Origin of the sequence: Citrobacter sp. RHBSTW-00524, assembly GCF_013747755.1 — a bacterium.
Lineage (GTDB): Bacteria > Pseudomonadota > Gammaproteobacteria > Enterobacterales > Enterobacteriaceae > Citrobacter > Citrobacter braakii.
This window is the reverse complement of sequence record NZ_CP056421.1, coordinates 3,865,945-3,890,728: the sequence shown is the minus strand read 5'-3', so window position 1 is coordinate 3,890,728 and position 24,784 is coordinate 3,865,945. Positions and strand designations below refer to the sequence as shown.

The following is a 24,784-nucleotide window of genomic DNA, read 5'->3' as shown; positions in this document are numbered from 1 at the left end:
GTTTTTTCTTTTTCTCTCCCGGAAGTACCCTGAGAACCTGAATCATCCCGCCTTTTTCATTTCTGGCACATCCCTTGCAATATCCCTCTCGTGTATCTGCAGCCACTACTGAATTCTGACTGGAGGGGATCTATGAAGCTGGTTACCGTGGTAATCAAACCGTTCAAACTGGAAGACGTCCGTGAAGCATTGTCGTCTATTGGTATTCAGGGGCTGACCGTCACCGAAGTGAAGGGGTTTGGCCGACAGAAAGGTCATGCTGAGCTGTACCGTGGGGCTGAATATAGCGTCAATTTTCTGCCGAAGGTGAAGATTGATGTGGCGATTGCCGACGACCAACTGGATGGCGTGATTGATGTCATCAGTAAGGCGGCATACACCGGAAAAATTGGCGACGGCAAAATCTTCGTCGCCGAGCTGCAACGTGTGATTCGTATTCGTACCGGCGAAGCCGACGAAGCCGCACTGTAACGTCTGGCACACAGTGATAGGAAACCAAAAAATGAAGATAGCAACGATGAAAACAGGTATTGCTTCACTGGCGCTGCTGCCGGGACTGGCGATGGCGGCACCGGCGGTTGCGGATAAAGCGGATAACGCTTTTATGATGATCTGTACCGCGCTGGTGCTGTTTATGACCATCCCTGGCATTGCGCTGTTCTACGGCGGTTTGATTCGCGGTAAGAACGTGCTGTCGATGCTGACTCAGGTTACGGTGACATTTGCTCTGGTTTGTATTTTATGGGTGGTTTATGGCTACTCACTGGCCTTTGGCGAAGGAAATAATTTCTTCGGCAACTTCAACTGGGTATTGCTGAAGAATATTGCGCTGACGGCGGTAACGGGGAGCTTCTACCAGTACATTCACGTTGCTTTTCAGGGCTCGTTCGCCTGCATCACCGTTGGGCTAATCGTCGGTGCGCTGGCTGAACGTATTCGCTTCTCCGCGGTGCTGATTTTTGTGGTGGTATGGTTAACGCTGTCGTACATCCCCATTGCGCATATGGTCTGGGGCGGCGGCTTGCTGGCTTCCCACGGCGCGCTGGATTTTGCCGGCGGAACGGTTGTGCACATCAACGCGGCGATTGCCGGTCTGGTAGGCGCGTATCTGATTGGCAAACGTGTCGGTTTTGGCAAAGAAGCTTTTAAACCGCATAACCTGCCGATGGTTTTCACCGGTACCGCTATTCTCTACATTGGTTGGTTTGGCTTTAACGCTGGTTCAGCGGGTACGGCAAATGAAATCGCCGCACTGGCCTTCGTCAATACCGTGGTCGCCACCGCTGCAGCCATCCTCGGATGGATCTTCGGTGAATGGGCGCTGCGTGGTAAACCGTCTTTGCTGGGCGCCTGCTCTGGTGCCATTGCGGGTCTGGTGGGCGTAACACCTGCATGTGGCTATATCGGTGTCGGCGGCGCGCTGATTATCGGTGTCGTTGCGGGTCTGGCAGGCCTGTGGGGCGTGACCATGCTGAAGCGTTTTCTGCGTGTGGACGATCCGTGTGACGTGTTTGGCGTTCACGGTGTGTGCGGTATTGTCGGCTGTATCCTGACCGGAGTTTTCGCTGCCAGCTCTTTGGGAGGCGTGGGCTTTGCCGAGGGCGTGACCATGGGGCATCAGCTGCTGGTGCAACTGGAAAGCGTGGCGATCACCATCGTCTGGTCTGGCGTGGTGGCTTTCATTGGCTATAAGCTGGCGGATATGACGGTTGGTTTGCGCGTACCGGAAGAGCAGGAGCGCGAAGGTCTGGATGTAAACAGTCACGGCGAGAACGCTTACAACGCCTGATTCTCAATTTGCCGGATGGCAACGCTTTTGCGCCACCATCCGGTAATTCTCAATTGCGATTACGCATTACCCCTTCCTGTACGGTAGAAGCGACCAGCACGCCATCCTGGGTATAAAACTCTCCGCGTACAAAGCCCCGGGCACCGGATGCCGAAGTACTCTCGACGTTATACAGCAGCCATTCATTGATATTAAACGGACGGTGGAACCACATGGAATGGTCAATGGTGGCGATCTGAATCCCTTTTTCCAGGAAGCCAATCCCGTACGGTTGCAGCGCAACAGGCAGGAAGTTCAGGTCTGAGGCATAACCCAGCAGATACTGATGGACGCGCAGATCGTCCTGCAGCACGCCGTTAGCGCGAATCCACACCTGGCGCGTCGGAGGTGCGACGTGACCTTTGAGGGGGTTATGAAACTCGACAGGGCGTACTTCCAACGGACGATCGTTGATAAATTTTTCTTTCAACAGCGGCGGCAGCAAATGCGCCACTGAGCGGGCAATTTCCGTTTCTGATTTCAGCTCATCGGGACCCGGCGCATCCGGCATGGTTTTCTGATGTTCAAATCCGTCTTCCGGTGCCTGAAAAGAGGCAGTCATGTAAAAAATGGGTTTACCATTCTGGATCGCGGCAACGCGGCGCGCGCTGAAGCTGTTACCATCACGCAGGACTTCCACATCATAGATGATGGGCTTTTGGCTATCGCCGGGGCGTAAAAAGTAGCTGTGAAAAGAGTGTACCAGACGCTCTTCCGGTACGGTTTCTTTTGCGGCATATAGCGCCTGACCGACAACCTGTCCCCCAAAAACCTGACGTAACCCTAAGTCTTCACTTTGGCCCCGAAAGAGTCCTTCTTCAATTTTTTCCAGATTTAACAATGTCAGCAAATTTTTCAGTGCCAGACTCATACGTGCTCTCCAGGTGATATCGATGTCGCAGCGAGGTAGGCAGAGTATAACTCAATTTTAAAAGTGGTCCGATGGGTGCAATTGTCTGAATTACTGGCCTATTACAGGCAAAAATAGCTGTCTTGTGCCACACTTAGTCACGTTATGTTTTTGTTAACCACTCTTCTGGCGAGGAAAGTTCTCGCTGGTGCATAGATGATAAGGAGAATTTAATGAAACTCGTGCACATGGTAAGTGGTTTAGCGGTTGCAGTCGCTCTGGCGGCCTGTGCCGATAAAAGCGCTGATATTCAGACACCTGCGCCAAGCCCTAATACGTCAATTTCTGACACACAGTCTAAAATTCAGCAGCCAAATGTCTCCGGTACAGTATGGATCCGTCAGAAAGTGGCCTTGCCACCCGATGCGGTACTAACCGTTACGCTGTCAGATGCTTCACTGGCCGATGCGCCGTCAAAAGTGCTGTCGCAAAAAGCGGTTCGTACTGAAGGTAAACAAGCGCCATTCAGCTTTGTATTACCGTTTAACCCGGCAGATATTCAACCTAACGCCCGTATTCTGCTGAGTGCGGCTATTACGGTAAATGATAAACTGGTCTTTATTACTGATACCGTTCAGACGGTCATCAATCAGGGTGGGACTAAAGCTGACCTGACGCTGGTCCCTGTACAGCAAACAGCAGTACCGGTTCAGGCGAGCGGTGGGGCTACTACCACGGTTCCGTCAACGTCACCAACCCAGGTGAATCCGTCATCTGCGGTTCCGGCTCCCACGCAGTACTAAGGTCGTTGTAACCCTCTCCGCCTGGAGAGGGTTAGTACACCCAGCGATAGCGCTGTAAATCGATCTGTCCGCTTCCTGAAACCACTATTCCTTCTGCCAGCAACGCCTGACGTTGTCGTTGCAGGTCGGGACCTGTCAGCGAAATGGCCCCATGGCGATTGACCACCCGATGCCAGGGCAGGGCGCTGCCTTCGGGGAGACGCTTAAGCACGCCGCCTACCTGACGCGCAGCGCGCGGCGATCCCGCAAGCCGGGCAACATCGCCATACGTGGTGACGAAACCTTCGGGGATTGAAGCGACGATTTGCCAGACGCGTTGGGGGAAAGTGTCTTGTATATCCATCATTTATTCCTGCGCTAATCCTCCAGCATAATGCCGAATGGCGAAGGAGTGAAGCCGCATTGCACAAGAAAACAGCATCCGATGCTGGATGGGTTGCAATTACAGGGTGCAGCAGTGATAATGCGCCTGCGCGTTGGTTAACAACGCTCTCAATGGGGGCTCTGTTGGTTCTCCCGCAACACTACTCTGTTTACCAGGTCAGGTCCGGAAGGAAGCAGCCAAGGCAGATGACGTGTGTGCCGGGATGTAGCTGGCAGGGCCCCCACCCAATTCTGCCGTCCGGCAATTTCTCTTCTGTTTATCTTCTTTTCTTTGTCATCGTATCGTCATTTTATTGTCATCAAATACTGTCACTGTATTTTGGGGATGTTATTTGAGCTTTTGCCGCCGCCATTGCGCTGTAATGACATGGTCTTACATCCGGTGTGTTGTGGCTGACCACAAGGATTTTCTACGATGTCGACCGCTGTATTGAATGTCAAAGTTGATGAGGCGCTAAAAGAAAAGCTTCGCCATTATGCTGAAGTGCATAATGAAAATTTGAGTATCGCCACGGAAAAACTGCTACTAATCGCGTTTTCCGCCATTGAAGAGGTGGGAGTCTCCGCTGAGGATATCGATAGCCAGCATACGGAAGAATCCGTAGTTGACGCACTGACTCCTAAAGAAATCAAAGCATTGCGAAGATTACTGAAGAAGAAAAAATGAAACAACAATCGCTCTCAACCGCCTGTAATTATGGCGAAGCCTGTGAAATGCTGCGCTCCGGTTATGTGAAACATGTTCGTCTGAGCTGGAATGTCGGCAGCGATGAGTTCTTCCGTATTGCCTCCGACTGGTGTGATGCCGGGGCAAAAATTAAGAAAGACGGTGAGAATTTCGTGATTTCCCTGAAGGGTTTTCCGGTTCCTCCTCAGCGGTAGTATTGCCAGGACCTCCTCGTCCATCACGGCATTCAAGAGCGAGTCCTTTAACTCGTCGTTTAGATTATTTTACGCATTTTCCCACTGCTGGCCTGCAAGCGCAGGCTATCCCAAATGGGTTGCAACACTCTGAAGGCGGCACACGCTGTGTCATCCGGCAACGTGAAGGGCATACGCAAAAATCGGTCGAATGCGCCATCAAGGCCGAACCGTGTACCGGTTCCCAACTGAATGCCTGCACTTTCGGCGCGCGTGGCAAAGAGCGTCGCCAGCGTATCAGGCAGTTCAACCCAGAAAGAGAGTCCTCCTTGTGGCTGGGTAAACTGCCATTCCGGAAAATGTGAGTTCATCAGGCGCGAGCACAGGTCTCGCTGTGATGTGAGTCGGCGTCTTCTGTCAGGAAGAAAGTCCTCGGCGTTATCCAGCAGCCAACTGGTGGCGAGTTGTTCAAGCACCGGGGAGCCCAAATCGAAGGTGTCGCGGGTTTGGACCAGCGCGGCAATGGTACGCGCCGACGCCCGAATCCAGCCCAGACGTAATCCGCCCCAAAAGCTTTTCCCTGCTGAACCGAGCAGGATGATTGGGGCATCGCGATTGAATGCGGCAAGCGGCGGTGGCGGTGGGGCGTCATACCACAGGTTCACCATGGTCTCATCGACCACCAACGTCGTGCGGGTTCTTTCAGCAATATCCGCCACGACCTGGCGAGTAGCGGTGTCCATACAGCGCCCGGTCGGGTTGTGAAAATCCGGCATCAGATAGGCTATTCTCGGTGCAGTTTGCGCGATGGTGGCGACCAGACCCGCCGTATCCCAACCGTGCTCGGGCAGCGACACGCCGACGGGGCGACATGACGCCCCTTGTATTGCTGCAATGGCCAGCGGATAAGTGGGGTGATCTACCACTACGCGATCGCCGGGGCCGGTGAGTAAACGCAGGATCAGTGCCAGACCGCTAACCGCGCCGTTCACGACCATTATTTCGTCGGGCTGCGTCGGGAGTCCGCGTTCGCAATAATGCCGGGCGATGGATTCACGCAAAACCGACAGTCCCTGCGGTAGATACCCGGAGCTCAGCAGATGCTGCGGCATTGCGAACAGTGCCTGCTGGTAAGCCTGATGAATTTCAGGACCGGCACTCAGCGCTGCCGTGGACAAATCAAGCGCTGTTCCAGTGCTGGTCCGCGTTGGCACATGGCGAATGTGCTCCGGCAGGATCACCCGTGAACCGCTACCATGTCGGCTTTCCAGATATCCCTCCTCACGCAGTTGTGCCATGGCGCTGGCGACGGTGGTTCGGCTGACTTGCAGAACGGCAGCGAGCTCGCGCTCACCGGGCAAGCGGCTATCCAGCGCCAGTCGTCCATCGAGGATCAGCAAACGTAACGCTTCTGCCAACTGTCGCCAGATGGGCGTTCGCGAGGGACTTTCCTGCCAGTGTCCGAGCAGGCGTTGCAAAGACTGGCTTCCGTAACGGCGAGATGACATAGCAGTCCACTTTTTGAAAACTGGACATTAATCATAGTGCCAATTGCGGTGAAGATGAAAGTTATCTGAGAGTAAGAGGGGAAGAACATGCTGCGTCGTTTACTTCAGCTGTTTATTGGGCTGACGCTGTACGGTGTGTCGACGGCGATGTTTGTCCGTGCCGATTTAGGGGCCGATCCGTGGAACGTGTTTCACCTGGGGGTGGCAAATTTACTGTCGATGAATATCGGCGTGGTGATTATTGCCGTGGGTGTGTTGGTGCTTCTGGCGTGGATACCGCTACGCCAGCGCCCAGGGTTTGGCACGTTGAGCAACGTGATTATGATTGGGCTGGCGGCAGATGTCGCGCTGCTGGTGATTCCGGGATTTGAATCCCTCCTGGCGCGCAGCGGGCTGCTGGTGTCAGCGGTGATACTGAATGCGTTAGCAACCGCTCTGTACATTGGTGCCGGTTTTGGCGCGGGCCCACGTGACGGTCTGATGACTGGAATTCACGCGCGTACCGGCTGGCCAGTACGACGAATTCGAACCGCAATCGAAGTGTCCGTGTTGCTTATTGGTTGGCTGTTGGGGGGAACCGTTGGGTTTGGAACGGTGCTGTATGCACTGGCTATTGGGCCGCTGATTCAAATTTGCCTGCCATGGTTTTGCCATCAGCCGCAGGCGCGTATTCGTATCAGGAATGCGCCTGGGGCACGATCGCCTGCTGGCGACTAAACTTAACCTCGACTGACGCGGCCGGAATCGGCTTGTCGCGCAGTACACTTCGGAGGTTTTTCTCATGAAGTATGTTGATGGCTTTGTGGTTGCCGTACCCGCTGAAAACAAGGAGGCGTACATTGCGATGGCGGCAAAAGCAGCTCCGCTTTTCAAGGAGTTCGGTGCATTGCGCGTGGTGGAGTGCTGGGCAGATGATGTCCCCGACGGCAAACTGACCGATTTTCGCATGGCTGTGAAAGCGCAGGATCATGAAGAAGTGGTATTCAGCTGGATTGAATACCCTTCCAAAGAGGTCCGCGATGCGGCGAATCAGAAGATGATGTCCGATCCCCGTATGAAGGAATTCGGTGAATCTATGCCATTTGATGGCAAGCGAATGATCTACGGTGGATTTGCGCCCATTATGGAAGAGTGATGTGACTGGCTGTGCGGCGTGCCGCCAGCCATCTCAACATCAACAGCCATGCTAAAGCCGTTTTTCTGCCCACAGAATAAATTCCGCTTTCGGCAGCGCTTTACTGTAGAGCCAGCCCTGACCGTACTGCACGCCGTGCTGGCGTAGCCAGGCTTCCTGATTCTCGGTTTCAATACCTTCTGCCACCATCTCCAGCTTCAGCGTTTTCGCGATCTCGATGATATGCGGCGTGACGTTGTTGTACTCCAGCGCATCGACGAACGATTTGTCGATCTTCAGGATATCCACATCCAGATCCTGCAAATAGCTAAGACTTGAATAGCCGGTACCAAAATCATCAATATAGATCGAATGGCCCGCCTGTCGGTATTTAGCAATAAACGGCGCGCTGTTTTTTGGGTCGGCAAATTCGCGTTCGGTCAGTTCCAGCGCGATTTGCGCAGGCTTAAGTTGCCAGTGGTTCACCTTCTGGCTTAACAGAGCAGGAAGCGTTTCGGAGGTCAGATCGGCTGATTCAAGGTTAATGGATATATGCTGGTGGGGATATTGACGCAACCATTTTCCTAAATCGTCAAATACGCTTTCAATAATCAAACGGGTGAGCGGCTCTGAAAGCCCGGTCTCTTGCGCCAGTGCGACGAAAATCTCAGGCGACAGATAGCTCCCGTCGGCCTGTGGCCAGCGAGCCAGCGCCTCTGCCCCGACCACTTTCCCCGTTTTGAGCGAGATAATCGGCTGGTAGTAGACCTTGATATCCCGATGCTGGATAGCGTTCTGCAACTGGTGATGAGGGGACTGTAAACGGCGCAAAATACGCAGAATAAAGGCTGCGGTGAGTAAGCCGAGGAGGATCCCTGCCGGTAACCAGATTAGCGCTTGTCGGTGCCAGCTCTTTTGCAAAGGTACAGTGGATGCCCAGGTTACAACCGTAATGCCCAGTTCGGGGAAGGGGCGGGCGTTATAAATACTGCCGTCTTTCTGCAGATGGGTAATCGAATGCTCTAGTTGCATATGTTGTAAAACATCCGGTGGCAGATCGGTGCTACTGGCTACCACCGTGTTACGCGCGGTACCAAGGATAGCGACTTCAATCGGCCATGAGCCAAACGGGATGACATCAATAAAAGAACCGGGATCGATCATCACGACGTAATGCTTGCTACCTAATGCTGCCATAAAACGCTTGATGCCCAAATCGTTTTGCATGGTCAACCATGCGTGGTAGCCATCGGGCGTGATTTTCATTGCTGGAGGAAACGCGGCTGCCCGGCTTCTTTTTTCCAGGGATGAGCATTGTGGAACGTTATCTTTGAGGTACAGCACTTCCTGAATATAGCGATAGCTATATGACAAACGACGCATTTCAAGCAGATGCTCTTCACTACAAGGTTCACCCTGAAAAGCTTCAATATGGCGCAACGCTTTTTTGGCCTGTTCACCTACGCGTTCCGTACGTAATGCGACTCGGGTTGAGAACATATCGAGTTCATCGATAAATTTCGTTTCGACCTGACGATGCGCCAGCCACAGGCTTAAACCTACGGGCGCGAGGATGGAAAGAAACAGCACCCCAGTCACCAGGCTTATCAGATGTCGTGTTATCACAGTGATATCCTTATTAACACAGCGTAGGGAAAGTATATCCGAAAGCCGAAAAAGCTATTCGATTGGCATCATATATTTACGGCCACTTATCATCCCGTTTAACTCTTAATCGCGTAAACCAGGTTGTGATTTATACAAGAGTGGTGTATTTTGATGGTTATGTTATAACGTAACAAATCGAGGTTGCCATGAAGCCGGATATTCATCCTTTTTACCGTACTGTGGTGTTTCACGATACCAGCGCCAATGAATTTTTTAAGGTCGGCTCGACCATTAAAACGGAACGTGAGATTGAGTTTGAGGGGAAAATGTACCCGTACGTGACCCTGGATATCTCTTCCAAATCGCATCCGTACTATACCGGGAAACAAAAAACCTTTGATAACGAAGGCAGTGCAGCACGTTTCCAGAAACGTTTTGGTCATTTTATTGGCACTAAGCGAGGTTAAGATGCAGGTACTCAATTCACTTCGTAGTGCAAAACAGCGTCATCCTGACTGCCAGATAGTGAAACGCAAAGGACGTTTGTACGTAATCTGCAAAACGAATCCGCGCTTTAAAGCTGTTCAGGGTCGTAAAAAAAGACGTTAGTTTCTTTACCAACATTTCAGGGATTAAAGTGCGTTTCCTTCATCGGGACGCACTTTTTTTATCTGTGTTGAGATGTCGTTACTGGCTGGTCTGGGGACGGGTTAGCGTAAAGACATCGTAAAACGAGAGTTCACCCTTACGCGATATCATCTTTTGCAACTGCGCTTTATGTTCGCTATCGACGGAAGGTGAGTGCAGGATGGTATCGATGAGTGAAGGGGGGACAAAGCGCGTGTTATACCATTCCCCGTTATAGCAAACTCTGAAATCCAGTACGTCGATATCTTCAAAGCGGTATCGCGGCGCAACGTCGAAAAAGAAAAACGCGTTGAGTATGACGAACAGAACCACCAGCAGCCATACTGAATCGACTAACGTTTCTGACTGCAGCATCACCGCCAGCGTGGCAAACCACGCAACATACATGCCGATGAACAGGCCGGGATGTTTGCGAATAAAGCTGATGCTAAAGCGCGGTTTGTTGTCGCGCTTTTCGCGAATATTTAAGTCGTCGATGGTTTCGGTAAGCAGGCGCTGTATTTCTGTCATCTCTTGCCTTTGTAGTGTCTGCGATATTCAGATGCGATCGCCCTATTTTAAAAGGGGATACCTTTTGAAGAAAGTAACAGATTAACCACAATTTAGCATAACAGTTACATTTAAGATCACAGCGTTTTGATAATCCTGGCGGGATTGCCCCCAACCACGCAGTTTGCCGGAACGCTTTTCGTGACCACCGCGCCTGAGGCCACAACCACGTTATCACCCAACGTTACGCCAGGGGTTATCACTGCGCGTCCACCTATCCAGACGTTGTTGCCAATAGTCACGGGTTTGCCGAGCTCCATGCCACTGTTTCGCTCGGTGGCATCCAGCGGGTGGGTGGCGGTATAAATATGGACTCCTGGGGCTAACATGCAGTTGTCGCCAATATGGATCGGGCAGACGTCGAGCATAACGCAGTCGAAGTTGGCGTAAAATTCTTTACCGAGATAAATGTTATAGCCGTAATCACAACGAAAAGAGGGTTCAATGTAAGCCCCTTCGCTCTGGCCCAACAGCTCATGCAGGATAGCTTGTCGCGCATTTTTTTCATCGGGAGCGGTGAGATTGTAGCGATGGGTCAACTGACGAGCGCGTAGTCGGTCGTGGCGCAATGTTTCATCCGCCGGGCGATAAAGTTCACCGGCGATCATTTTTTGCTTTTCATTACTCATTACGAATTTCCTGTGTACTGGAGGTCATTTCAACACAGTAAAACGCAATGCAAACAAGGGGAACGTTCCCACTTCTTCGCTGTGATCGTAGTCACGTGATTTGATTTAAATAACCATTGTAAATACGAAAATGGTCAGCCAGACAAATGTACCGCTATACCTGACTTAACCCGTGAGCAATTAGCGAATGAATTTCCAAACAGAAGTTGGAATCTTGTCGTAGAGCTTATTCATGGTCAATTCAGCAAGGCGGTGATCTGCTGCTGAGTAAAATACAGCCAGTTCGTTGTCGGACAATTCATATTTATTTTTTTCAATAACGCGCTCAAGTGTGTCAATTGTCTGACAACGTCGCAGGCGCATCAAATAATCAGTTTTAGTTAATGGTTTATCGGACATAAATCTTACCTATGATTGTAATAATTTTTAACAAGACAAACTAACAGGATTAGCCCTGGTGGCATTGACAAAACAGCGAAACAGTCGATTACCTGACTTCCGCCATTTCTGCAGATCCTGCGTATTAATACCATAACTGCTGAACAACATAAAAGTGTCATCCAGGTATTCATCTATCTGCGCGATCAGCTTATTGTCCTCATTGTACTTAATTTTATAATTAAGTGCGAAGGTTGCAATATGCTCTATCAGTTCATTGAGCTGCAAGCTGGTGGCAGAGGTAGGGTCATTAACCCAGCCATGGTTACTTTGTTCAAGGTTTGCAAGACAGTCATGATACAGGGTTTCGCAGAGAAATTTAAGCTGCGCGATATCATGTCTTTTGGGTGAGTATTCATCCATAACGCATCCCCTTCTTCGTGGCTTAAACTAACCGAACACCTTCGGGATGGATACAACAGACTACCTGGAACTTGCCCGCGACTCCTGATGATTTAACTATAATCTAGTCTAAAAAAGATTTCATCGTCATATCACGAAAAATTACAATTATGCAAACTTATGATGTCAGGTCATTTTTACATTTTAACAGATAAATGCGGTTATTCGGAATCGGACAATTTCTTTATTCTTCGGGCAATCATCGAGTTATCTTGATTAGGTTTAGCAACGAAAGGTAACAATCGACAATGTGAACCGCTTACCAGGAATAATCTTAATATTTATTAAAGTAAATAAGAACTCTCAATGATTTTTAAGAATAGCCTTTAAGGCTACAGGGATTATATCGCTTATTTACCCTGGAGAAAATAAACGAAATAGCAATAAGTGATTTTTATGATTTTTCCAGAAAAAAGGCCGCTTGCGCGGCCTTATCTTTAGAGATCTATCAATGATGGTCTACTGAGTGGCTATGCTCAAGATCTTCACTTTTGCGGCTAAAGCGGCGGCGTACCACCACAAAGAACACCGGAACAAAGAAGATAGCCAACACGGTTGCCGTCACCATCCCGCCCATTACGCCAGTACCAACGGCGTTCTGCGCGCCGGAGCCTGCGCCGGAGCTGATAACCAGCGGCATTACGCCCAGAATAAAGGCCAGCGATGTCATCAGGATCGGACGTAAACGCATGCGGACCGCATCCAGCGTCGCCTCTATCAGACCTTTACCCTCTTTATCCATCAAGTCTTTGGCGAATTCGACGATAAGTATCGCGTTCTTCGCCGACAACCCAATGGTTGTGAGCAGGCCTACCTGGAAGTAAACGTCGTTGGTCAGACCGCGGAACGTTGCCGCCAGCAATGCACCGATAACACCTAACGGTACCACCAGCATGACGGAGAACGGAATTGACCAGCTCTCGTACAATGCCGCCAGACACAGGAATACGACAATCAGTGAAATGGCATACAGAGCAGGGGCCTGGTTGCCGGACAGTCGTTCCTGGTAGGACATACCGGTCCAGTCATAGCCGATACCGGATGGCAGTTTGCTGGCCAGTTCCTCCATCATTGCCATGGCTTCACCGGTACTTTTACCCGGTGCGGCCTGGCCTAAGATTTCCATGGAAGGCAGACCGTTATAGCGTTCCAGACGCGGTGAACCATATTCCCAACGTGAGGTAGAGAAGGCGGAGAACGGTACCATCTGTCCATCGCTGCCGCGGACATACCAGTTTCCAATATCTTCCGGCAACATACGGTATTTCGCTTCAGACATGATGTAAACTTTCTTCACACGACCACGGTCGATGAAGTCATTTACGTAGCTTCCGCCCCATGCTGCACCCAGCGTTGTATTAATATCACTAATGGATACACCCAGAGCCTGCGCTTTTTCCTGATCGATATCGATCTTGAACTGCGGCGTATCTTCCAGACCGTTAGGACGTACGCCGACTAACAGATCAGGATGTTTCGCAACTTCACCAAACAGCTGGTTACGCGCCTGGGTTAGCTTCTCATGACCTAAACCTGCCTGGTCAATCAGCTGGAAGTCGAAACCGGTCGCGGTCCCTAACTCCACAATCGCTGGCAGGTTAAAAGCAAAGACCATCGCGTCTTTAATCTGCGAGAATGCGCCCATCGCACGTTGAGTAATTGCCTCAACCTTGTTCTCCTCGCCTGGACGTTCACTCCAGTCTTTCAGAGAGACGAACGCGATACCGGTGTTCTGACCACGTCCTGCAAAACCGAAGCCGTTAACGGCAAACACCGATTCAACGTTCGCTTTTTCTTTGGTCAGATAGTAATCCGTCATTTCATCCAGCACCTTCTGGGTACGCTCTTGCGTTGCACCCGCTGGCAGCTGAGCCATTGACAGGAATACCCCCTGGTCTTCATCCGGCAGAAACGAGCTTGGCAGACGAACAAACAGATAGGCCATACCCACGACGATGATCAGATACAGCGCCAGATAACGACCGGTGCTGCGCAGAATTCCGCCCACGCTGTCTGTGTAATGGTGCGTGCTCTTATCGAACATGCGGTTAAACCAGCCGAAGAAACCTTTTTTGCCTTCTCCGTGATCGCCTTTAGCAACCGGTTTGAGCATGGTCGCACACAGGGCAGGGGTCAGAATCAATGCCACCAGGACTGATAACGCCATCGCCGAAACAATGGTGATGGAGAACTGACGGTAAATTGCACCGGTAGATCCCCCGAAGAAGGCCATCGGAATAAATACCGCTGAAAGCACCATAGCGATACCAACCAGTGCGCCCTGAATCTGGCCCATCGATTTACGTGTTGCTTCCTTCGGCGGTAGCCCTTCCTCAGCCATTACACGTTCAACGTTCTCGACCACAACGATGGCGTCATCCACCAACAGGCCGATGGCGAGCACCATCCCGAACATCGTCAGCGTGTTTATCGAGAAGCCGAAAATCGCAAGGACGGCAAACGTACCCAATAGCACCACCGGCACGGCGATAGTCGGAATCAGCGTCGCGCGGAAGTTCTGCAGGAACAGATACATTACCAGGAACACGAGGATGATGGCTTCCGCCAGCGTTTTCACTACTTCGTGAATAGAGATTTTCACGAACGGCGTAGTGTCATACGGGTAAACGATCTTCAGACCTGACGGGAAGAACGGTTCCATCTTCTTCAGTTCATCGCGGATAGCGTTTGCGGTGTCCAGGGCGTTAGCGCCTGTCGCCAGCTTGATACCCAGACCGGATGCCGGTTTACCGTTGAACTTCGCAATGATGTCGTAGTTCTCGCCACCCAGTTCGACTTTCGCTACGTCACGCAGACGCACCTGGGAACCGTCCTGATTCACTTTCAGCAGAATTTTGCTGAACTCATCGGCGGAGGTCAGACGGGTTTGCGCGATGATCGAAGCGTTAAGCTGCTGGCCTTTCACCGGCGGCGTACCGCCTAACTGACCGGCTGCAACCTGGGCGTTCTGCGCTTTGATGGCGCTGATCACATCAACCGGCGTCAGCTGGAAGTTATTCAGTTTGTTCGGATCCATCCAGATGCGCATCGCGTACTGGGAACCGAACAGCTGAACATCACCCACACCTGAAGTACGGCTGATGGCGTCCTTCATGTTGGCGCCCACGTAGTCGGAAATATCCTCCTGCGTCATGGTGCCGTTGGTGTTGATTACGCCGACAACCATCAGGAAGCTACTGGATGATTTCTCAACGCTCACACCCTGTTGTTGTACTTCCTGTGGCAGAAGCGGCATTGCCAGCTGCAGTTTGTTCTGCACCTGTACCTGCGCGATATCCGCATCAGTACCAGACTGAAAGGTAAGCGTGATCTGCACGGTACCCGTGGAGTCACTGTTTGAGGACATGTACATCAGGTTATCGATACCGTTCATATTCTGTTCGATAACCTGCGTAACAGTATCCTGTACTGTTTTGGCATCAGCGCCAGGGTAGGTCGCGGAGATCGTCACTGCTGGCGGTGCAATAGTCGGATATTGCGCTACCGGCAATTTGAGGATCGCGAGCCCCCCTGCCAACATGATGATAATGGCGATCACCCACGCAAATATTGGGCGATCGATAAAGAAATTAGGCATGTCTTAACGGCTCCTGTTTAAGTTAAGACTTGGACTGTTCAGGCTGGCTACTGCTTGCAGCTTGCTGGTTGTTATCAGCGGTGATTTCCTGCGCTTTTACCTGCGCGCCAGGACGTACTTTTTGCAGCCCAGTGACAATCACGCGGTCGCCCGGTTTAAGTCCATCAGTGACTAACCATTTGTCGCCAATCGCTTGTGCGGCGACAATTTGACGGGTTTCAACTTTGTTGTCTGCACCGATAACCAATGCACTGGCATCGCCACGCGGTGTGCGGGTAACGCCTTGCTGTGGAACCAGTAATGCAGTTGGGTTAGTCCCTTCTTCCAGACGAGCACGGACGAACATACCCGGCAGTAAGGTGTGATCCGGGTTAGGGAAGATTGCGCGTAACGTAATCGACCCGGTGGTTTGATCTACCGTGACATCAGAAAATTCCAGCGTACCGGACTGCGGGAATTTAATGCCGTCATTGGTCACCAGTTCGACTTTCGCTTTACCGTTTTCTTGCTTCAGCGTGCCGTTGGCCAACTCTTGTTTCAGGCGCAGGAAATCGTTGCTTGACTGCGTCACGTCCACATAGATGGGATCCAACTGCTGAACGGTTGCCAGTGCGGTTGCCTGACCGTTTTGCACCAGAGCGCCTTCAGTAACGGATGATTTACCAATGCGGCCGCTGATCGGCGACGTCACTTTGGTATAAGCCAGATTGATGCGTGCAGTTTCTACCGCGGCTTTCGCGGCGACAACGGAGGCGTTCGCCTGTTGTGCGTCTGCCAGTGCACTATCGTAATCCTGTTGACTGATGTACTTAGTACCCAACAGTTTCTGATAACGTTTGACCGTCAGTTGAGCGATATTTGCTGCGGCTTGTGCTTTTGCCAGATCGCCTTTTGCGCTTTCATAAGCGGCCTGGTAAGTAGCAGGATCAATCTGATAGAGAGATACACCCGCTTCGATGTCACCACCTTCCGTGAAATTACGCTTCAGGATAATACCGCTAACCTGAGGACGAACTTCTGCAATGCGATACGCACTGGTGCGACCCGGGAGTTCGGTTGTTATCTGTAGAGGTTCAGTTTTGAGCGTAACAACTCCAACCTCTGGCATCTGCTGGCCCCCTTGTTGGGCCTGTTTGTCGTCACATCCTGTTAGCGCTAAGCTGCCTGAGAGCATCAGAACGACTGCCAGAGGCGTTAACCCTCTGTTTTTGTTCATATGTAAACCTCGAGTGTCCGATTTCAAATTGATCAATGGCTGAAAGCCCATAAACCCATTGCTGCGTTTATATTATCGTCGTGCTATGGTACATACATTCACAAATGTATGTAAATCTAACGCCTGTAAATTCACTGACCTATGGCACGAAAAACCAAACAACAAGCACAGGAAACTCGACAGCACATTCTCGATGTCGCTCTGCGTTTGTTTTCGCAACAAGGGGTATCATCCACCTCGCTTGCGGAGATCGCAGCAGCCGCTGGTGTCACGCGCGGCGCGATCTATTGGCATTTCAAAAACAAATCGGATTTATTCAGTGAAATCTGGGAGCTAGCAAAACCTAACATTGATGAGTTAGAGACTGAGTATCAGGCAAAATTCCCCGACGATCCACTATCAGTATTAAGAGAAATTTTAATTTACGTTCTTGAAGCTACCGTGACAGAAGAACGCCGACGTTTATTGTTGGAGATTATATTCCACAAATGCGAATTTGTCGGGGAAATGGCCTCAGTTCAGCTAGCTCAACGCAGTCTGTGTATTGAAAATTACGACCGTATCGAACAAACATTGCGGCACTGCATGAACGCCAACATGCTGCCGGAAAATCTGAACACGCGTCGCGTGGCGGTGCTGCTGCGTAGTTATGTTACCGGAATTATCGAGAACTGGTTATTTGCCCCTGAATCTTTTGATCTGAAAAAAGAGGCTCGGGAATACGTCGCCGTGCTGCTTGAGATGTGTCTTCTCTGCCCAACCTTGCGGGTTAACGTAGCGGAAACCTGTTAACTCTCTGGGTCTGTGCCAGGAATTCTCCTGGTCATTTTGCCTCCTGCTATTCTGCCGGTCACAGCCGTGATATTCTTGCCGCTTGACTATTTTCGGTCACTTTTCCGGTTCAGAAACCTTCATTCTCATGACTATGTTGCAGCTCTATAAACGTTCACAGCATCTTATTGCTATTACCATTCTTTTCTTCATTCTTTTGCTATCCTGCCAGTCATCTGCATTTGCGCGGGCGCAACAGAGTGGTGAACTGCCGACGAAAGCGGATATTCAGAGCCAGTTAGACACGCTGAATAAACAAAAAGATCTCTCCGCACAGGATAAGCTGGTTCAACAGGATCTCATCGATACCATTGCCACGCTGGATAAAATCGATCGTGTGAAGGATGAAACCGTACAGCTTCGGCAAAAAGTTGCCCAGGCGCCGGAGAAAATGCGTCAGGCGACGGATGCGCTAAATTCGCTTAGCGATGTCGATAATGACGATGAAACGCGAAAAACGCTGAGTACGCTCTCCTTACGACAGCTTGAGTTGCGCGTGTCGCAGGTCCTGGATGACCTGCAAAGCTCGCAAAACGATCTGGCCGCTTACAACAGCCAACTGGTATCGCTGCAGACACAGCCAGAGCGCGTACAAAATGCGATGTACACCGCGTCGCAACAGATGCAGCAAATCCGCAATCGACTCGATGGCACCACTGTGGGAGAGGCGGCTTTACGCCCCAGCCAGCAGGTGCTGCTGCAGGCGCAGCAAGCGTTGCTGAACGCGCAGATCGACCAGCAGCGTAAGAGCCTCGAAGGGAATACCGTTTTGCAGGATACCCTGCAAAAACAACGCGATTATGTGACGGCGCACAGTAACCGCCTTGAACACCAGCTCCAGCTCCTGCAAGAGGCGGTGAACAGCAAACGACTGACGTTAACCGAAAAGACGGCACAGGAAGCGGTAACGCCGGACGAAGCCGAGCGTATTCAGTCCAATCCGTTAGTGAAGCAGGAACTTGATGTTAACCATCAGCTCAGCCAGCGCCTGATTGCCGCGACTGAAAACGGCAACAGCCTGATGCAGCAAAATATCAAGGTCAAAAACTGGCTTGACCGCGCGCTGCAATCCGAACGCAACATTAAAGAGCAGATCGCCGTCCTGAAAGGCAGTCTGCTGCTGTCGCGCATTTTATATCAGCAACAACAAACGCTGCCGTCGGCGGATGAGCTTGCCGATATGACCAACCGGATCGCCGATTTGCGTCTGGAGCAGTTCGAAGTCAACCAGCAGCGCGATACGTTGTTCCAGAATGATGCGTTTGTCGCCAAACTGGAAGAAGGACACAGCAACGACGTTAACCCTGAAGTCCATGATGCCCTGCTGCAGGTCGTGGATATGCGTCGTGAACTGTTGGATCAGCTAAATAAGCAGCTGGGCAACCAGTTGATGATGGCGATTAATCTGCAAATCAACCAGCAGCAGTTAATGAGCGTGTCGAAAAACCTGAAAGAGATCCTCACGCAACAAATCTTCTGGGTTAACAGTAACCGTCCGATGGACTGGGACTGGATCAAAGCCTTCCCGCAAACCCTAAAAGACCAGTTTAAGTCGATGAAAATCACGGTGAACTGGGAAAAAGCCTGGCCCGCCGTGTTTATTGCGTTCCTGGCAGGGCTGCCGCTGCTGCTTATCGCCGGGTTAATCCGTTGGCGTTTGAAGTGGCTGAAGGATTATCAGGCAAAATTAGCCGCCGCGGTGGGGAACCTGCGCAATGACAGTCAGCTTAATACGCCAAAAGCGATTCTGATCGATCTCATCAGAGCCTTGCCGGCGTGTCTGATTATCCTCGCGGTGGGTCTGATTCTGCTGACTATGCAACTGAATATTAGCGACCTGCTGTGGGCGTTCAGTAAGAAGATGACCATCTTCTGGCTGGTGTTTGGTCTGTGCTGGAAGGTGCTGGAAAAAGATGGCGTGGCGATACGTCATTTTGGCATGCCAGCGAAGCAGACCAGCCACTGGCGTCGCCAGATTGTGCGTATTAGCCTTGCGCTGTTGCCGCTTAACTTCTGGTCGGTCATTGCTGAGCTGTCGCCGCTTAATTTGATGGACGATGTGCTTGGCCAGGTGGTCATTTTCCTCAACCTGCTGCTGATCGCCTTCCTGGTATGGCCAATGTGCCGCGAAAGCTGGCGTGACAAAGAGTCGCATGGTCTGCGTCTGGTCACTATTACCGTGCTGTCTATTATTCCGATTGCATTAATGGTGCTGACGGCGACAGGGTATTTCTACACCACGCTGCGCCTGGCGGGCCGCTGGATTGAAACGGTCTATCTGGTTATCCTCTGGAATCTGCTGTACCAGACGGTGCTGCGAGGGTTGAGCGTAGCGGCACGCCGTATCGCCTGGCGTCGTGCGTTAGCGCGTCGTCAGAACCTGGTGAAAGAAGGGGCCGAAGGCGCAGAGCCGCAGGAAGAACCGACTATTGCGCTGGAGCAGGTTAACCAGCAAACGCTGCGTATAACCATGCTGGTGATGGTTGCCCTGTTTGGTGTTCTGTTCTGGGCCATTTGGTCTGATTTGATCACCGTGTTCAGCTATCTCGACAGCATAACGCTCTGGCATTACAACGGCACCGAAGCGGGTGCGGCAGTGGTGAAAGACGTCACCATGGGCAGCCTGTTGTTTGCGATTATTGCGTCAATGGTCGCGTGGGCGCTGATCCGCAACTTACCCGGCCTGCTGGAAGTGCTGGTGCTCTCGCGACTGAAGATGCGCCAGGGGGCTTCTTATGCGATCACCACGATCCTGAATTACGCCATCATCGCCATCGGTGCGATGACGGTCTTCGGATCGCTCGGCGTTTCGTGGGATAAGCTACAGTGGCTGGCCGCTGCTCTCTCGGTTGGTCTTGGTTTCGGCTTGCAGGAAATTTTCGGTAACTTTGTTTCCGGTCTGATTATTCTGTTTGAACGCCCGGTACGCATCGGCGATACCGTGACCATCGGTACGTTCTCCGGAACGGTCAGCAAGATCCGTATCCGTGCCACTACTATTACTGACTTCGATCGTAAAGAGGTGATCATCCCGAACAAAGCATTCGTGACGGAGCGTTTGATCAACTGGTCGCTCTCCGATACCACCACGCGTCTGGTGATCCGCATTGGCGTGGCCTATGGTTCGGATCTGGACAAAGTGAAGAAGGTGCTGTTGCAGGCGGCGACAGAACACCCGAAAGTGATGCACGATCCGGAGCCTGCAGTGTTCTTTACCGCCTTCGGTGCCAGCACGCTGGATCATGAGCTGCGTTTATACGTGCGTGAATTGCGCGATCGTAGCCACACGGTTGATGAACTTAACCGGGCGGTCGATCGTTTGTGCCGTGAAAATGACATTGATATCGCCTTTAACCAGCTCGAAGTTCACCTGCATAACGCGAAAGGTGACACCGTGACCGAGGTAAAACGTGACATCATTAAAGGTGACGATCCGACGCCTTCGGTAGGTTAACAGAAATAATCATCAGGCCTGCGAGCTTCGATTCATTCGTAGGCCTGATAAGTGCAACGCCATCAGGTTTTCAGTTACAGCTCTTTTTTAGATAAAGAGAGCAGTTTCTTCTCGTAATCCTGCTTCACAATCTCCAGTGCTTTCAGAACTGTTTCAGGCTCCATCTGATTCTCTTCAAGCAGGACAATCAAATCGACGGCCAGTTTGACTTCATCTGGGGCGTTCTCTAATGACATAAATTCTCCGGGGATTAGCGGGTTAAACGCGCCAGCACGTTATCTATTCTTGCCAGTGCATGACGACAGCGTGCCAGTCGTGCTTCGAATGCCTCTACTTCGCGATGCAGTTTTTGCTGTTCTTCAAAGCCCGTAACCTGTGCCAGGCGTTCTTTACGTTCACGCGTCATTTCAACCAGGCGGCGCTCAAACTCCTGGTGTTGAACTCGCTTACGCTGCCAGCGCGCCAGGCCAGGAGAGGCGCTGTCCCACTCCCGGAGCGACCAACTGGCGGTTTCACGTGAAATCGCCTCTAACTGTGAGGCAAGGTGTTCCGTAAGCCAGGTAATTTGTGGTAGTTGTTGCTGTTCAACTGCGCGACGTAGAGCAGTGAGATTATCATCAGCTTCATCCAGACAGGCCTGTAGCAACGTGCTGCGGGTGTGAAACAGATGCCTGTCAAAGCGGGCGCTAAGCGTGGCATGGTGTGCCAGTGGGGCACAACGCTGCCGCAAGCGGTTAAGCTGGTTTTCGAGCGTCTGAAGCAGCATGACGGTTTTCACGACAACACTCCGATGAAAATGAGAACTGTTATGATAAAGTAGCGATTCTCTGTGTTAAGTATTCATATTATGCAACGCATTATTCTAATCGTCATAGGCTGGATAGCGGTAGTGTTAGGAACGCTGGGCGTTGTATTGCCTCTGTTGCCGACAACGCCGTTTATCTTGCTGGCCGCCTGGTGTTTTGCTCGCTCGTCGCCGCGTTTTCACGACTGGTTGCTGTACCGTTCGTGGTTCGGCGGGTATCTGCGCCACTGGCAAAAACACCGCGCGATGCCGCCGGGAGCAAAGCCGCGCGCTATTTTGTTGATCCTGGTGACGTTTAGTATTTCACTGTGGCTGGTCAATATGATGTGGGTACGCGGCCTGCTGCTGGTTATTCTTGCCTGTTTACTGATTTTTATGTGGCGGATCCCGGTGATTGATGAAAAACAACAAAAGCAGTAAAGCGCAATAAACGCTGTTGCAATTGTCTCTCACAGCCAGTAAATTCGACCGTTTTCGAGCACAGGCGCAGGTGGTCAAAGGTTAAGCACGTGTAACCTTGGCTCTTATACAGACACAAAATCATTCAAGATACGTCGAGGATGAAGTGTATAGTGCGCCGTGAAGTAATACTGTATTAATCAGGCACAAACTTATGACCGCGACTGCACAGCAGCTTGAGTTTCTCAAAAATAGCATCAAAAGCATCCACGATTACCCAAAACCGGGCATTCTTTTTCGTGATGTCACCAGTTTACTGGAAGACCCGAAAGCCTACGCCCTCAGTATTGAATTGCTGGTTGAACGCTACAAAAATGCGGGTATCACTAAAGTGGTTGGTACCGAAGCGCGTGGCTTCCTGTTTGGCGCGCCGGTAGCGTTGGGTCTGGGCGTTGGTTTTGTTCCGGTACGTAAACCCCGTAAGCTTCCACGTGAAGTTATTGCTGAGAGCTATGAGCTGGAATACGGCACCGATCAACTGGAAATTCACGTTGATGCTATCAAACCTGGCGATAAAGTCCTGGTTGTGGACGACCTGCTGGCAACCGGCGGCACGATTGAAGCGACCGTGAAACTGATCCGCCGTCTGGGTGGCGAAGTGACCGATGCTGCATTTATCATTAACCTGTTTGATCTGGGCGGCGAGCAGCGTCTGGAAAAGCAGGGGCTGACCTGTTATAGCCTGGTTCCATTCCCGGGCCACTAATTTCGGGCTATCTTATCTCGGCAGACTAATACCGAGACACACAACCTCGCCGTCGCTGCGAGGTTGTGTTAGCATTATCCCCCTGTGAATCCACCCTCCAGCCTTTCAGAGCCTGCCAATGAGTTATCAGGTCTTAGCCCGAAAATGGCGCCCACAAACCTTTGCTGACGTCGTCGGCCAGGAACATGTGCTGACGGCACTGGCGAACGGCTTGTCGTTAGGGCGTATTCATCATGCTTATTTATTTTCCGGCACCCGTGGCGTCGGGAAAACGTCAATCGCCCGTTTGCTGGCGAAGGGATTAAACTGTGAAACCGGCATCACCGCTACGCCGTGCGGCGTGTGTGATAACTGCCGTGAAATCGAGCAGGGGCGCTTTGTCGATCTGATTGAAATCGACGCCGCCTCACGCACCAAAGTCGAAGACACCCGTGACCTGCTGGATAACGTCCAGTACGCGCCAGCGCGCGGTCGCTTTAAGGTCTATTTGATCGACGAAGTGCACATGCTGTCGCGCCACAGTTTTAACGCCTTGCTGAAAACGCTCGAAGAGCCGCCCGCGCACGTTAAGTTCCTGCTGGCGACTACCGATCCGCAGAAGCTGCCGGTGACTATCCTGTCGCGCTGTCTGCAATTCCATCTTAAAGCGTTGGATGTCGAACAGATTCGCCATCAGCTTGAGCATATCCTCAAAGAAGAGCATATCGCCCATGAGCCACGTGCGTTGCAACTGCTGGCTCGCGCCGCGGACGGCAGCCTGCGCGATGCGCTGAGCCTGACCGATCAGGCGATCGCCAGCGGCGATGGTCAGGTCTCGACCGACGCAGTCAGCACCATGCTCGGCACGCTGGACGACGACCAGGCGCTTTCGCTGGTTGAAGCGGTTGTGGCTGCGGACGGCGAACGCGTTATGACGCTGGTGAACGATGCCGCCGCGCGCGGTATTGAATGGGAAGCGCTACTGGTTGAGATGTCGGCTCTGCTGCATCGTATTGCCATGGTTCAGCTTTCACCTGCCGCACTCGGCAGCGATATGGCCGCTATTGAACAGCGTATGCGCGAACTGGCGCGAATCGTCCCGCCAACCGATGTGCAGCTTTACTACCAGACTCTGTTAATCGGGCGCAAAGAACTGCCGTATGCGCCGGACAGGCGAATGGGCGTTGAAATGACGCTGCTACGTGCGCTGGCTTTTCATCCGCGCATGCCGCTCCCGGAACCTGAAGCCCCACGACACTCGTTTGCCCCGGTCGCACCCACTGCGGTGATGAACCCGACGCAGGTGCCGCAGCAGCCTGCGGCAGCGCAACAGCAACAGAATGTGCCGCTCTCCGATGCTACCAGCCAGGTGCTGGCGGCACGCAGCCAACTGCAACGCGCTCAGGGAGCAACCAAACCAAAAAAGAGTGAACCGGCAGCCGCTTCCCGCGCGCGGCCGGTGAATAATGCTGCGCTGGAAAGACTGGCTTCGGTGTCGGAACGTGTTCAGGCGCGTCCAGCGGTCTCTGCGCTGGAAAAAGCGCCAGCGAAGAAAGAAGCGTATCGCTGGAAAGCGACCAATCCTGTTGCAGAAGTCAAAGAGGTCGTCGCTACGCCGAAAGCGCTGAAAAAAGCGCTTGAGCATGAAAAAACGCCAGAACTGGCGGCAAAGCTGGCGGCTGAGGCCATCGAACGCGACCCGTGGGCTGCACAGGTAAGCCAGCTCTCGCTGCCTAAACTGGTGGAGCAGGTGGCGCTTAATGCCTGGAAAGAAGAGAATGGCAACGTGGTTTGCCTGCACCTGCGTTCCACGCAGCGACACCTTAACTCCAGCGGCGCGCAGCAAAAACTGGCCGAAGCATTGAGTTCCTTAACGGGGTCAACGGTTGAATTGACCATCGTTGAAGATGATAATCCAGCGGTGCGCACGCCGCTGGAGTGGCGTCAGGCCATTTATGAAGAGAAACTCGCGCAGGCGCGTGAGTCGATTATTGCGGATAATAACATTCAGACGCTGCGTCGTTTTTTCGATGCGGACCTGGACGAAGAGAGTATTCGCCCCATTTGATCGTCAGCCATTACGGTTTGACGGTCGTCATCCCTTAACGTGATTG

General features: G+C 51.9%; 25 protein-coding genes, 1 other RNA gene, 1 pseudogene and 1 other annotated feature. Of the genes and pseudogenes, 15 read left to right on the top strand and 12 right to left on the bottom strand.

The features are described from left to right. The first annotated feature begins 132 nt into the window (after positions 1–132). A complete protein-coding gene (gene glnK, locus HV229_RS18810) occupies positions 133–471 on the top strand; it encodes a P-II family nitrogen regulator (RefSeq protein ID WP_003021657.1) in 339 nt (112 codons plus the stop codon). Between the two features lie 31 nt (positions 472–502). Continuing rightward, a complete protein-coding gene (gene amtB, locus HV229_RS18805; protein WP_008783954.1) occupies positions 503–1,789 on the top strand; it encodes an ammonium transporter AmtB in 1,287 nt (428 codons plus the stop codon). A 49-nt stretch (positions 1,790–1,838) separates the two neighbouring features. Here amtB and tesB read toward each other — a convergent pair whose 3' ends face one another. Then, entirely contained in the window at positions 1,839–2,699 is an 861-nt protein-coding gene (tesB, locus tag HV229_RS18800) for an acyl-CoA thioesterase II (protein ID WP_016152062.1), read from the bottom strand. A gap of 212 nt (positions 2,700–2,911) precedes the next feature. Here tesB and HV229_RS18795 point away from each other — a divergent pair, with 212 nt between their 5' ends. After that, positions 2,912–3,481, top strand: coding sequence for a YbaY family lipoprotein (locus tag HV229_RS18795; protein WP_016152063.1), 570 nt, complete (start codon positions 2,912–2,914; stop codon positions 3,479–3,481). Between the two features lie 31 nt (positions 3,482–3,512). On the opposite strand, the pseudogene HV229_RS18790 reads toward HV229_RS18795, so the two are convergent. Continuing rightward, positions 3,513–3,836 (bottom strand): annotated as a pseudogene (locus tag HV229_RS18790) (MGMT family protein); the annotation flags it as partial. A gap of 150 nt (positions 3,837–3,986) precedes the next feature. Here HV229_RS18790 and ffs point away from each other — a divergent pair. From ffs to HV229_RS18775, 3 genes are all read left to right on the top strand, one after another. Further along, positions 3,987–4,083, top strand: an RNA gene (gene ffs / locus HV229_RS18785) — signal recognition particle sRNA small type. A gap of 197 nt (positions 4,084–4,280) precedes the next feature. Next, positions 4,281–4,532: a hypothetical protein gene (locus HV229_RS18780; RefSeq protein WP_016152065.1), complete on the top strand. Its 252-nt coding sequence runs from the start codon at positions 4,281–4,283 to the stop codon at positions 4,530–4,532. Beyond that, positions 4,529–4,747 carry a hypothetical protein gene (locus HV229_RS18775; RefSeq protein WP_016152066.1) on the top strand — a complete coding sequence of 73 codons (219 nt, stop codon included), beginning with the start codon at positions 4,529–4,531 and terminating at the stop codon, positions 4,745–4,747. Before HV229_RS18780 ends, HV229_RS18775 begins: the two co-directional genes overlap by 4 nt. A gap of 59 nt (positions 4,748–4,806) precedes the next feature. Here HV229_RS18775 and HV229_RS18770 read toward each other — a convergent pair whose 3' ends face one another. Then, positions 4,807–6,234: a PLP-dependent aminotransferase family protein gene (locus tag HV229_RS18770; protein WP_181546139.1), complete on the bottom strand. Its 1,428-nt coding sequence runs from the start codon at positions 6,232–6,234 to the stop codon at positions 4,807–4,809. Between the two features lie 87 nt (positions 6,235–6,321). Here HV229_RS18770 and HV229_RS18765 point away from each other — a divergent pair, with 87 nt between their 5' ends. Together HV229_RS18765 and HV229_RS18760 are read left to right on the top strand one after the other, a co-directional pair. Next, positions 6,322–6,951, top strand: a complete 630-nt coding sequence (locus HV229_RS18765; RefSeq protein ID WP_016155872.1) for a membrane protein — start codon at positions 6,322–6,324, stop codon at positions 6,949–6,951. A gap of 64 nt (positions 6,952–7,015) precedes the next feature. Beyond that, entirely contained in the window at positions 7,016–7,369 is a 354-nt protein-coding gene (locus HV229_RS18760; protein WP_003831033.1) for a DUF1428 family protein, read from the top strand. Between the two features lie 51 nt (positions 7,370–7,420). On the opposite strand, the gene HV229_RS18755 is transcribed toward HV229_RS18760, so the two are convergent. After that, on the bottom strand, positions 7,421–8,974 hold the full coding sequence (locus HV229_RS18755; RefSeq protein WP_053388979.1) for an EAL domain-containing protein: 1,554 nt from the start codon (positions 8,972–8,974) through the stop codon (positions 7,421–7,423). A gap of 188 nt (positions 8,975–9,162) precedes the next feature. Here HV229_RS18755 and HV229_RS18750 point away from each other — a divergent pair, with 188 nt between their 5' ends. After that, positions 9,163–9,423, top strand: a complete 261-nt coding sequence (locus tag HV229_RS18750) for a type B 50S ribosomal protein L31 (protein ID WP_016152070.1) — start codon at positions 9,163–9,165, stop codon at positions 9,421–9,423. 1 nt (position 9,424) lies between these two features. Beyond that, positions 9,425–9,565, top strand: a complete 141-nt coding sequence (ykgO, locus tag HV229_RS18745) for a type B 50S ribosomal protein L36 (protein WP_005125190.1) — start codon at positions 9,425–9,427, stop codon at positions 9,563–9,565. A gap of 78 nt (positions 9,566–9,643) precedes the next feature. On the opposite strand, the gene HV229_RS18740 is transcribed toward ykgO, so the two are convergent. From HV229_RS18740 to acrA, 6 genes are all read right to left on the bottom strand, one after another. Beyond that, a complete protein-coding gene (locus HV229_RS18740) occupies positions 9,644–10,114 on the bottom strand; it encodes a YlaC family protein (protein ID WP_016152071.1) in 471 nt (156 codons plus the stop codon). Between the two features lie 116 nt (positions 10,115–10,230). Beyond that, entirely contained in the window at positions 10,231–10,782 is a 552-nt protein-coding gene (gene maa, locus HV229_RS18735; RefSeq protein ID WP_181546137.1) for a maltose O-acetyltransferase, read from the bottom strand. A 180-nt stretch (positions 10,783–10,962) separates the two neighbouring features. Further along, on the bottom strand, positions 10,963–11,181 hold the full coding sequence (locus HV229_RS18730; RefSeq protein ID WP_002892050.1) for an HHA domain-containing protein: 219 nt from the start codon (positions 11,179–11,181) through the stop codon (positions 10,963–10,965). A 27-nt stretch (positions 11,182–11,208) separates the two neighbouring features. After that, entirely contained in the window at positions 11,209–11,583 is a 375-nt protein-coding gene (gene tomB, locus HV229_RS18725) for an Hha toxicity modulator TomB (protein WP_003021733.1), read from the bottom strand. Between the two features lie 487 nt (positions 11,584–12,070). Beyond that, positions 12,071–15,220: an efflux RND transporter permease AcrB gene (acrB, locus tag HV229_RS18720; protein WP_016152073.1), complete on the bottom strand. Its 3,150-nt coding sequence runs from the start codon at positions 15,218–15,220 to the stop codon at positions 12,071–12,073. A gap of 22 nt (positions 15,221–15,242) precedes the next feature. Further along, on the bottom strand, positions 15,243–16,436 hold the full coding sequence (gene acrA, locus HV229_RS18715) for a multidrug efflux RND transporter periplasmic adaptor subunit AcrA (protein WP_181546135.1): 1,194 nt from the start codon (positions 16,434–16,436) through the stop codon (positions 15,243–15,245). 141 nt (positions 16,437–16,577) lie between these two features. Between acrA and acrR the strand changes: the two genes are divergently transcribed. Continuing rightward, positions 16,578–17,228 (top strand): multidrug efflux transporter transcriptional repressor AcrR, encoded by a 651-nt coding sequence (acrR, locus tag HV229_RS18710; protein WP_016152075.1) that lies wholly within the window; start codon positions 16,578–16,580, stop codon positions 17,226–17,228. 127 nt (positions 17,229–17,355) lie between these two features. Continuing rightward, positions 17,356–20,721 carry a mechanosensitive channel MscK gene (mscK, locus tag HV229_RS18705; RefSeq protein WP_115190874.1) on the top strand — a complete coding sequence of 1,122 codons (3,366 nt, stop codon included), beginning with the start codon at positions 17,356–17,358 and terminating at the stop codon, positions 20,719–20,721. A gap of 74 nt (positions 20,722–20,795) precedes the next feature. Here the strand turns inward: mscK and rsmS are convergent, their stop codons facing one another. Beyond that, positions 20,796–20,957, bottom strand: a complete 162-nt coding sequence (gene rsmS / locus HV229_RS18700) for a pleiotropic regulatory protein RsmS (protein ID WP_016155875.1) — start codon at positions 20,955–20,957, stop codon at positions 20,796–20,798. Positions 20,958–20,971: 14 nt separating this feature from the next. Next, on the bottom strand, positions 20,972–21,499 hold the full coding sequence (priC, locus tag HV229_RS18695; RefSeq protein ID WP_016152078.1) for a primosomal replication protein N'': 528 nt from the start codon (positions 21,497–21,499) through the stop codon (positions 20,972–20,974). 69 nt (positions 21,500–21,568) lie between these two features. Between priC and HV229_RS18690 the strand changes: the two genes are divergently transcribed. The 3 genes from HV229_RS18690 (at position 21,569) to dnaX (ending at position 24,738) form a co-directional block, all read left to right on the top strand. Further along, positions 21,569–21,946 carry a DUF454 family protein gene (locus HV229_RS18690; RefSeq protein ID WP_181546133.1) on the top strand — a complete coding sequence of 126 codons (378 nt, stop codon included), beginning with the start codon at positions 21,569–21,571 and terminating at the stop codon, positions 21,944–21,946. Positions 21,947–22,139: 193 nt separating this feature from the next. Beyond that, on the top strand, positions 22,140–22,691 hold the full coding sequence (apt, locus tag HV229_RS18685; protein ID WP_006685676.1) for an adenine phosphoribosyltransferase: 552 nt from the start codon (positions 22,140–22,142) through the stop codon (positions 22,689–22,691). 118 nt (positions 22,692–22,809) lie between these two features. Further along, positions 22,810–24,738 (top strand): DNA polymerase III subunit gamma/tau, encoded by a 1,929-nt coding sequence (gene dnaX, locus HV229_RS18680; protein WP_181546131.1) that lies wholly within the window; start codon positions 22,810–22,812, stop codon positions 24,736–24,738. Further along, positions 24,071–24,135: a sequence feature (DnaX frameshifting element), on the top strand. It overlaps the preceding gene by 65 nt. Positions 24,739–24,784 lie beyond the last annotated feature (46 nt).

Coding starts and splice junctions, on each gene's coding strand:
- glnK (WP_003021657.1), top strand. CDS start 133: ATGAAGCTGGTTACCGTGGTAATCAAACCGTTCAAACTGGAAGACGTC.
- amtB (WP_008783954.1), top strand. CDS start 503: ATGAAGATAGCAACGATGAAAACAGGTATTGCTTCACTGGCGCTGCTG.
- tesB (WP_016152062.1), bottom strand. CDS start 2,699: ATGAGTCTGGCACTGAAAAATTTGCTGACATTGTTAAATCTGGAAAAA.
- HV229_RS18795 (WP_016152063.1), top strand. CDS start 2,912: ATGAAACTCGTGCACATGGTAAGTGGTTTAGCGGTTGCAGTCGCTCTG.
- HV229_RS18780 (WP_016152065.1), top strand. CDS start 4,281: ATGTCGACCGCTGTATTGAATGTCAAAGTTGATGAGGCGCTAAAAGAA.
- HV229_RS18775 (WP_016152066.1), top strand. CDS start 4,529: ATGAAACAACAATCGCTCTCAACCGCCTGTAATTATGGCGAAGCCTGT.
- HV229_RS18770 (WP_181546139.1), bottom strand. CDS start 6,234: ATGTCATCTCGCCGTTACGGAAGCCAGTCTTTGCAACGCCTGCTCGGA.
- HV229_RS18765 (WP_016155872.1), top strand. CDS start 6,322: ATGCTGCGTCGTTTACTTCAGCTGTTTATTGGGCTGACGCTGTACGGT.
- HV229_RS18760 (WP_003831033.1), top strand. CDS start 7,016: ATGAAGTATGTTGATGGCTTTGTGGTTGCCGTACCCGCTGAAAACAAG.
- HV229_RS18750 (WP_016152070.1), top strand. CDS start 9,163: ATGAAGCCGGATATTCATCCTTTTTACCGTACTGTGGTGTTTCACGAT.
- ykgO (WP_005125190.1), top strand. CDS start 9,425: ATGCAGGTACTCAATTCACTTCGTAGTGCAAAACAGCGTCATCCTGAC.
- HV229_RS18740 (WP_016152071.1), bottom strand. CDS start 10,114: ATGACAGAAATACAGCGCCTGCTTACCGAAACCATCGACGACTTAAAT.
- maa (WP_181546137.1), bottom strand. CDS start 10,782: ATGAGTAATGAAAAGCAAAAAATGATCGCCGGTGAACTTTATCGCCCG.
- HV229_RS18730 (WP_002892050.1), bottom strand. CDS start 11,181: ATGTCCGATAAACCATTAACTAAAACTGATTATTTGATGCGCCTGCGA.
- tomB (WP_003021733.1), bottom strand. CDS start 11,583: ATGGATGAATACTCACCCAAAAGACATGATATCGCGCAGCTTAAATTT.
- acrB (WP_016152073.1), bottom strand. CDS start 15,220: ATGCCTAATTTCTTTATCGATCGCCCAATATTTGCGTGGGTGATCGCC.
- acrA (WP_181546135.1), bottom strand. CDS start 16,436: ATGAACAAAAACAGAGGGTTAACGCCTCTGGCAGTCGTTCTGATGCTC.
- acrR (WP_016152075.1), top strand. CDS start 16,578: ATGGCACGAAAAACCAAACAACAAGCACAGGAAACTCGACAGCACATT.
- mscK (WP_115190874.1), top strand. CDS start 17,356: ATGACTATGTTGCAGCTCTATAAACGTTCACAGCATCTTATTGCTATT.
- rsmS (WP_016155875.1), bottom strand. CDS start 20,957: ATGTCATTAGAGAACGCCCCAGATGAAGTCAAACTGGCCGTCGATTTG.
- HV229_RS18690 (WP_181546133.1), top strand. CDS start 21,569: ATGCAACGCATTATTCTAATCGTCATAGGCTGGATAGCGGTAGTGTTA.
- apt (WP_006685676.1), top strand. CDS start 22,140: ATGACCGCGACTGCACAGCAGCTTGAGTTTCTCAAAAATAGCATCAAA.
- dnaX (WP_181546131.1), top strand. CDS start 22,810: ATGAGTTATCAGGTCTTAGCCCGAAAATGGCGCCCACAAACCTTTGCT.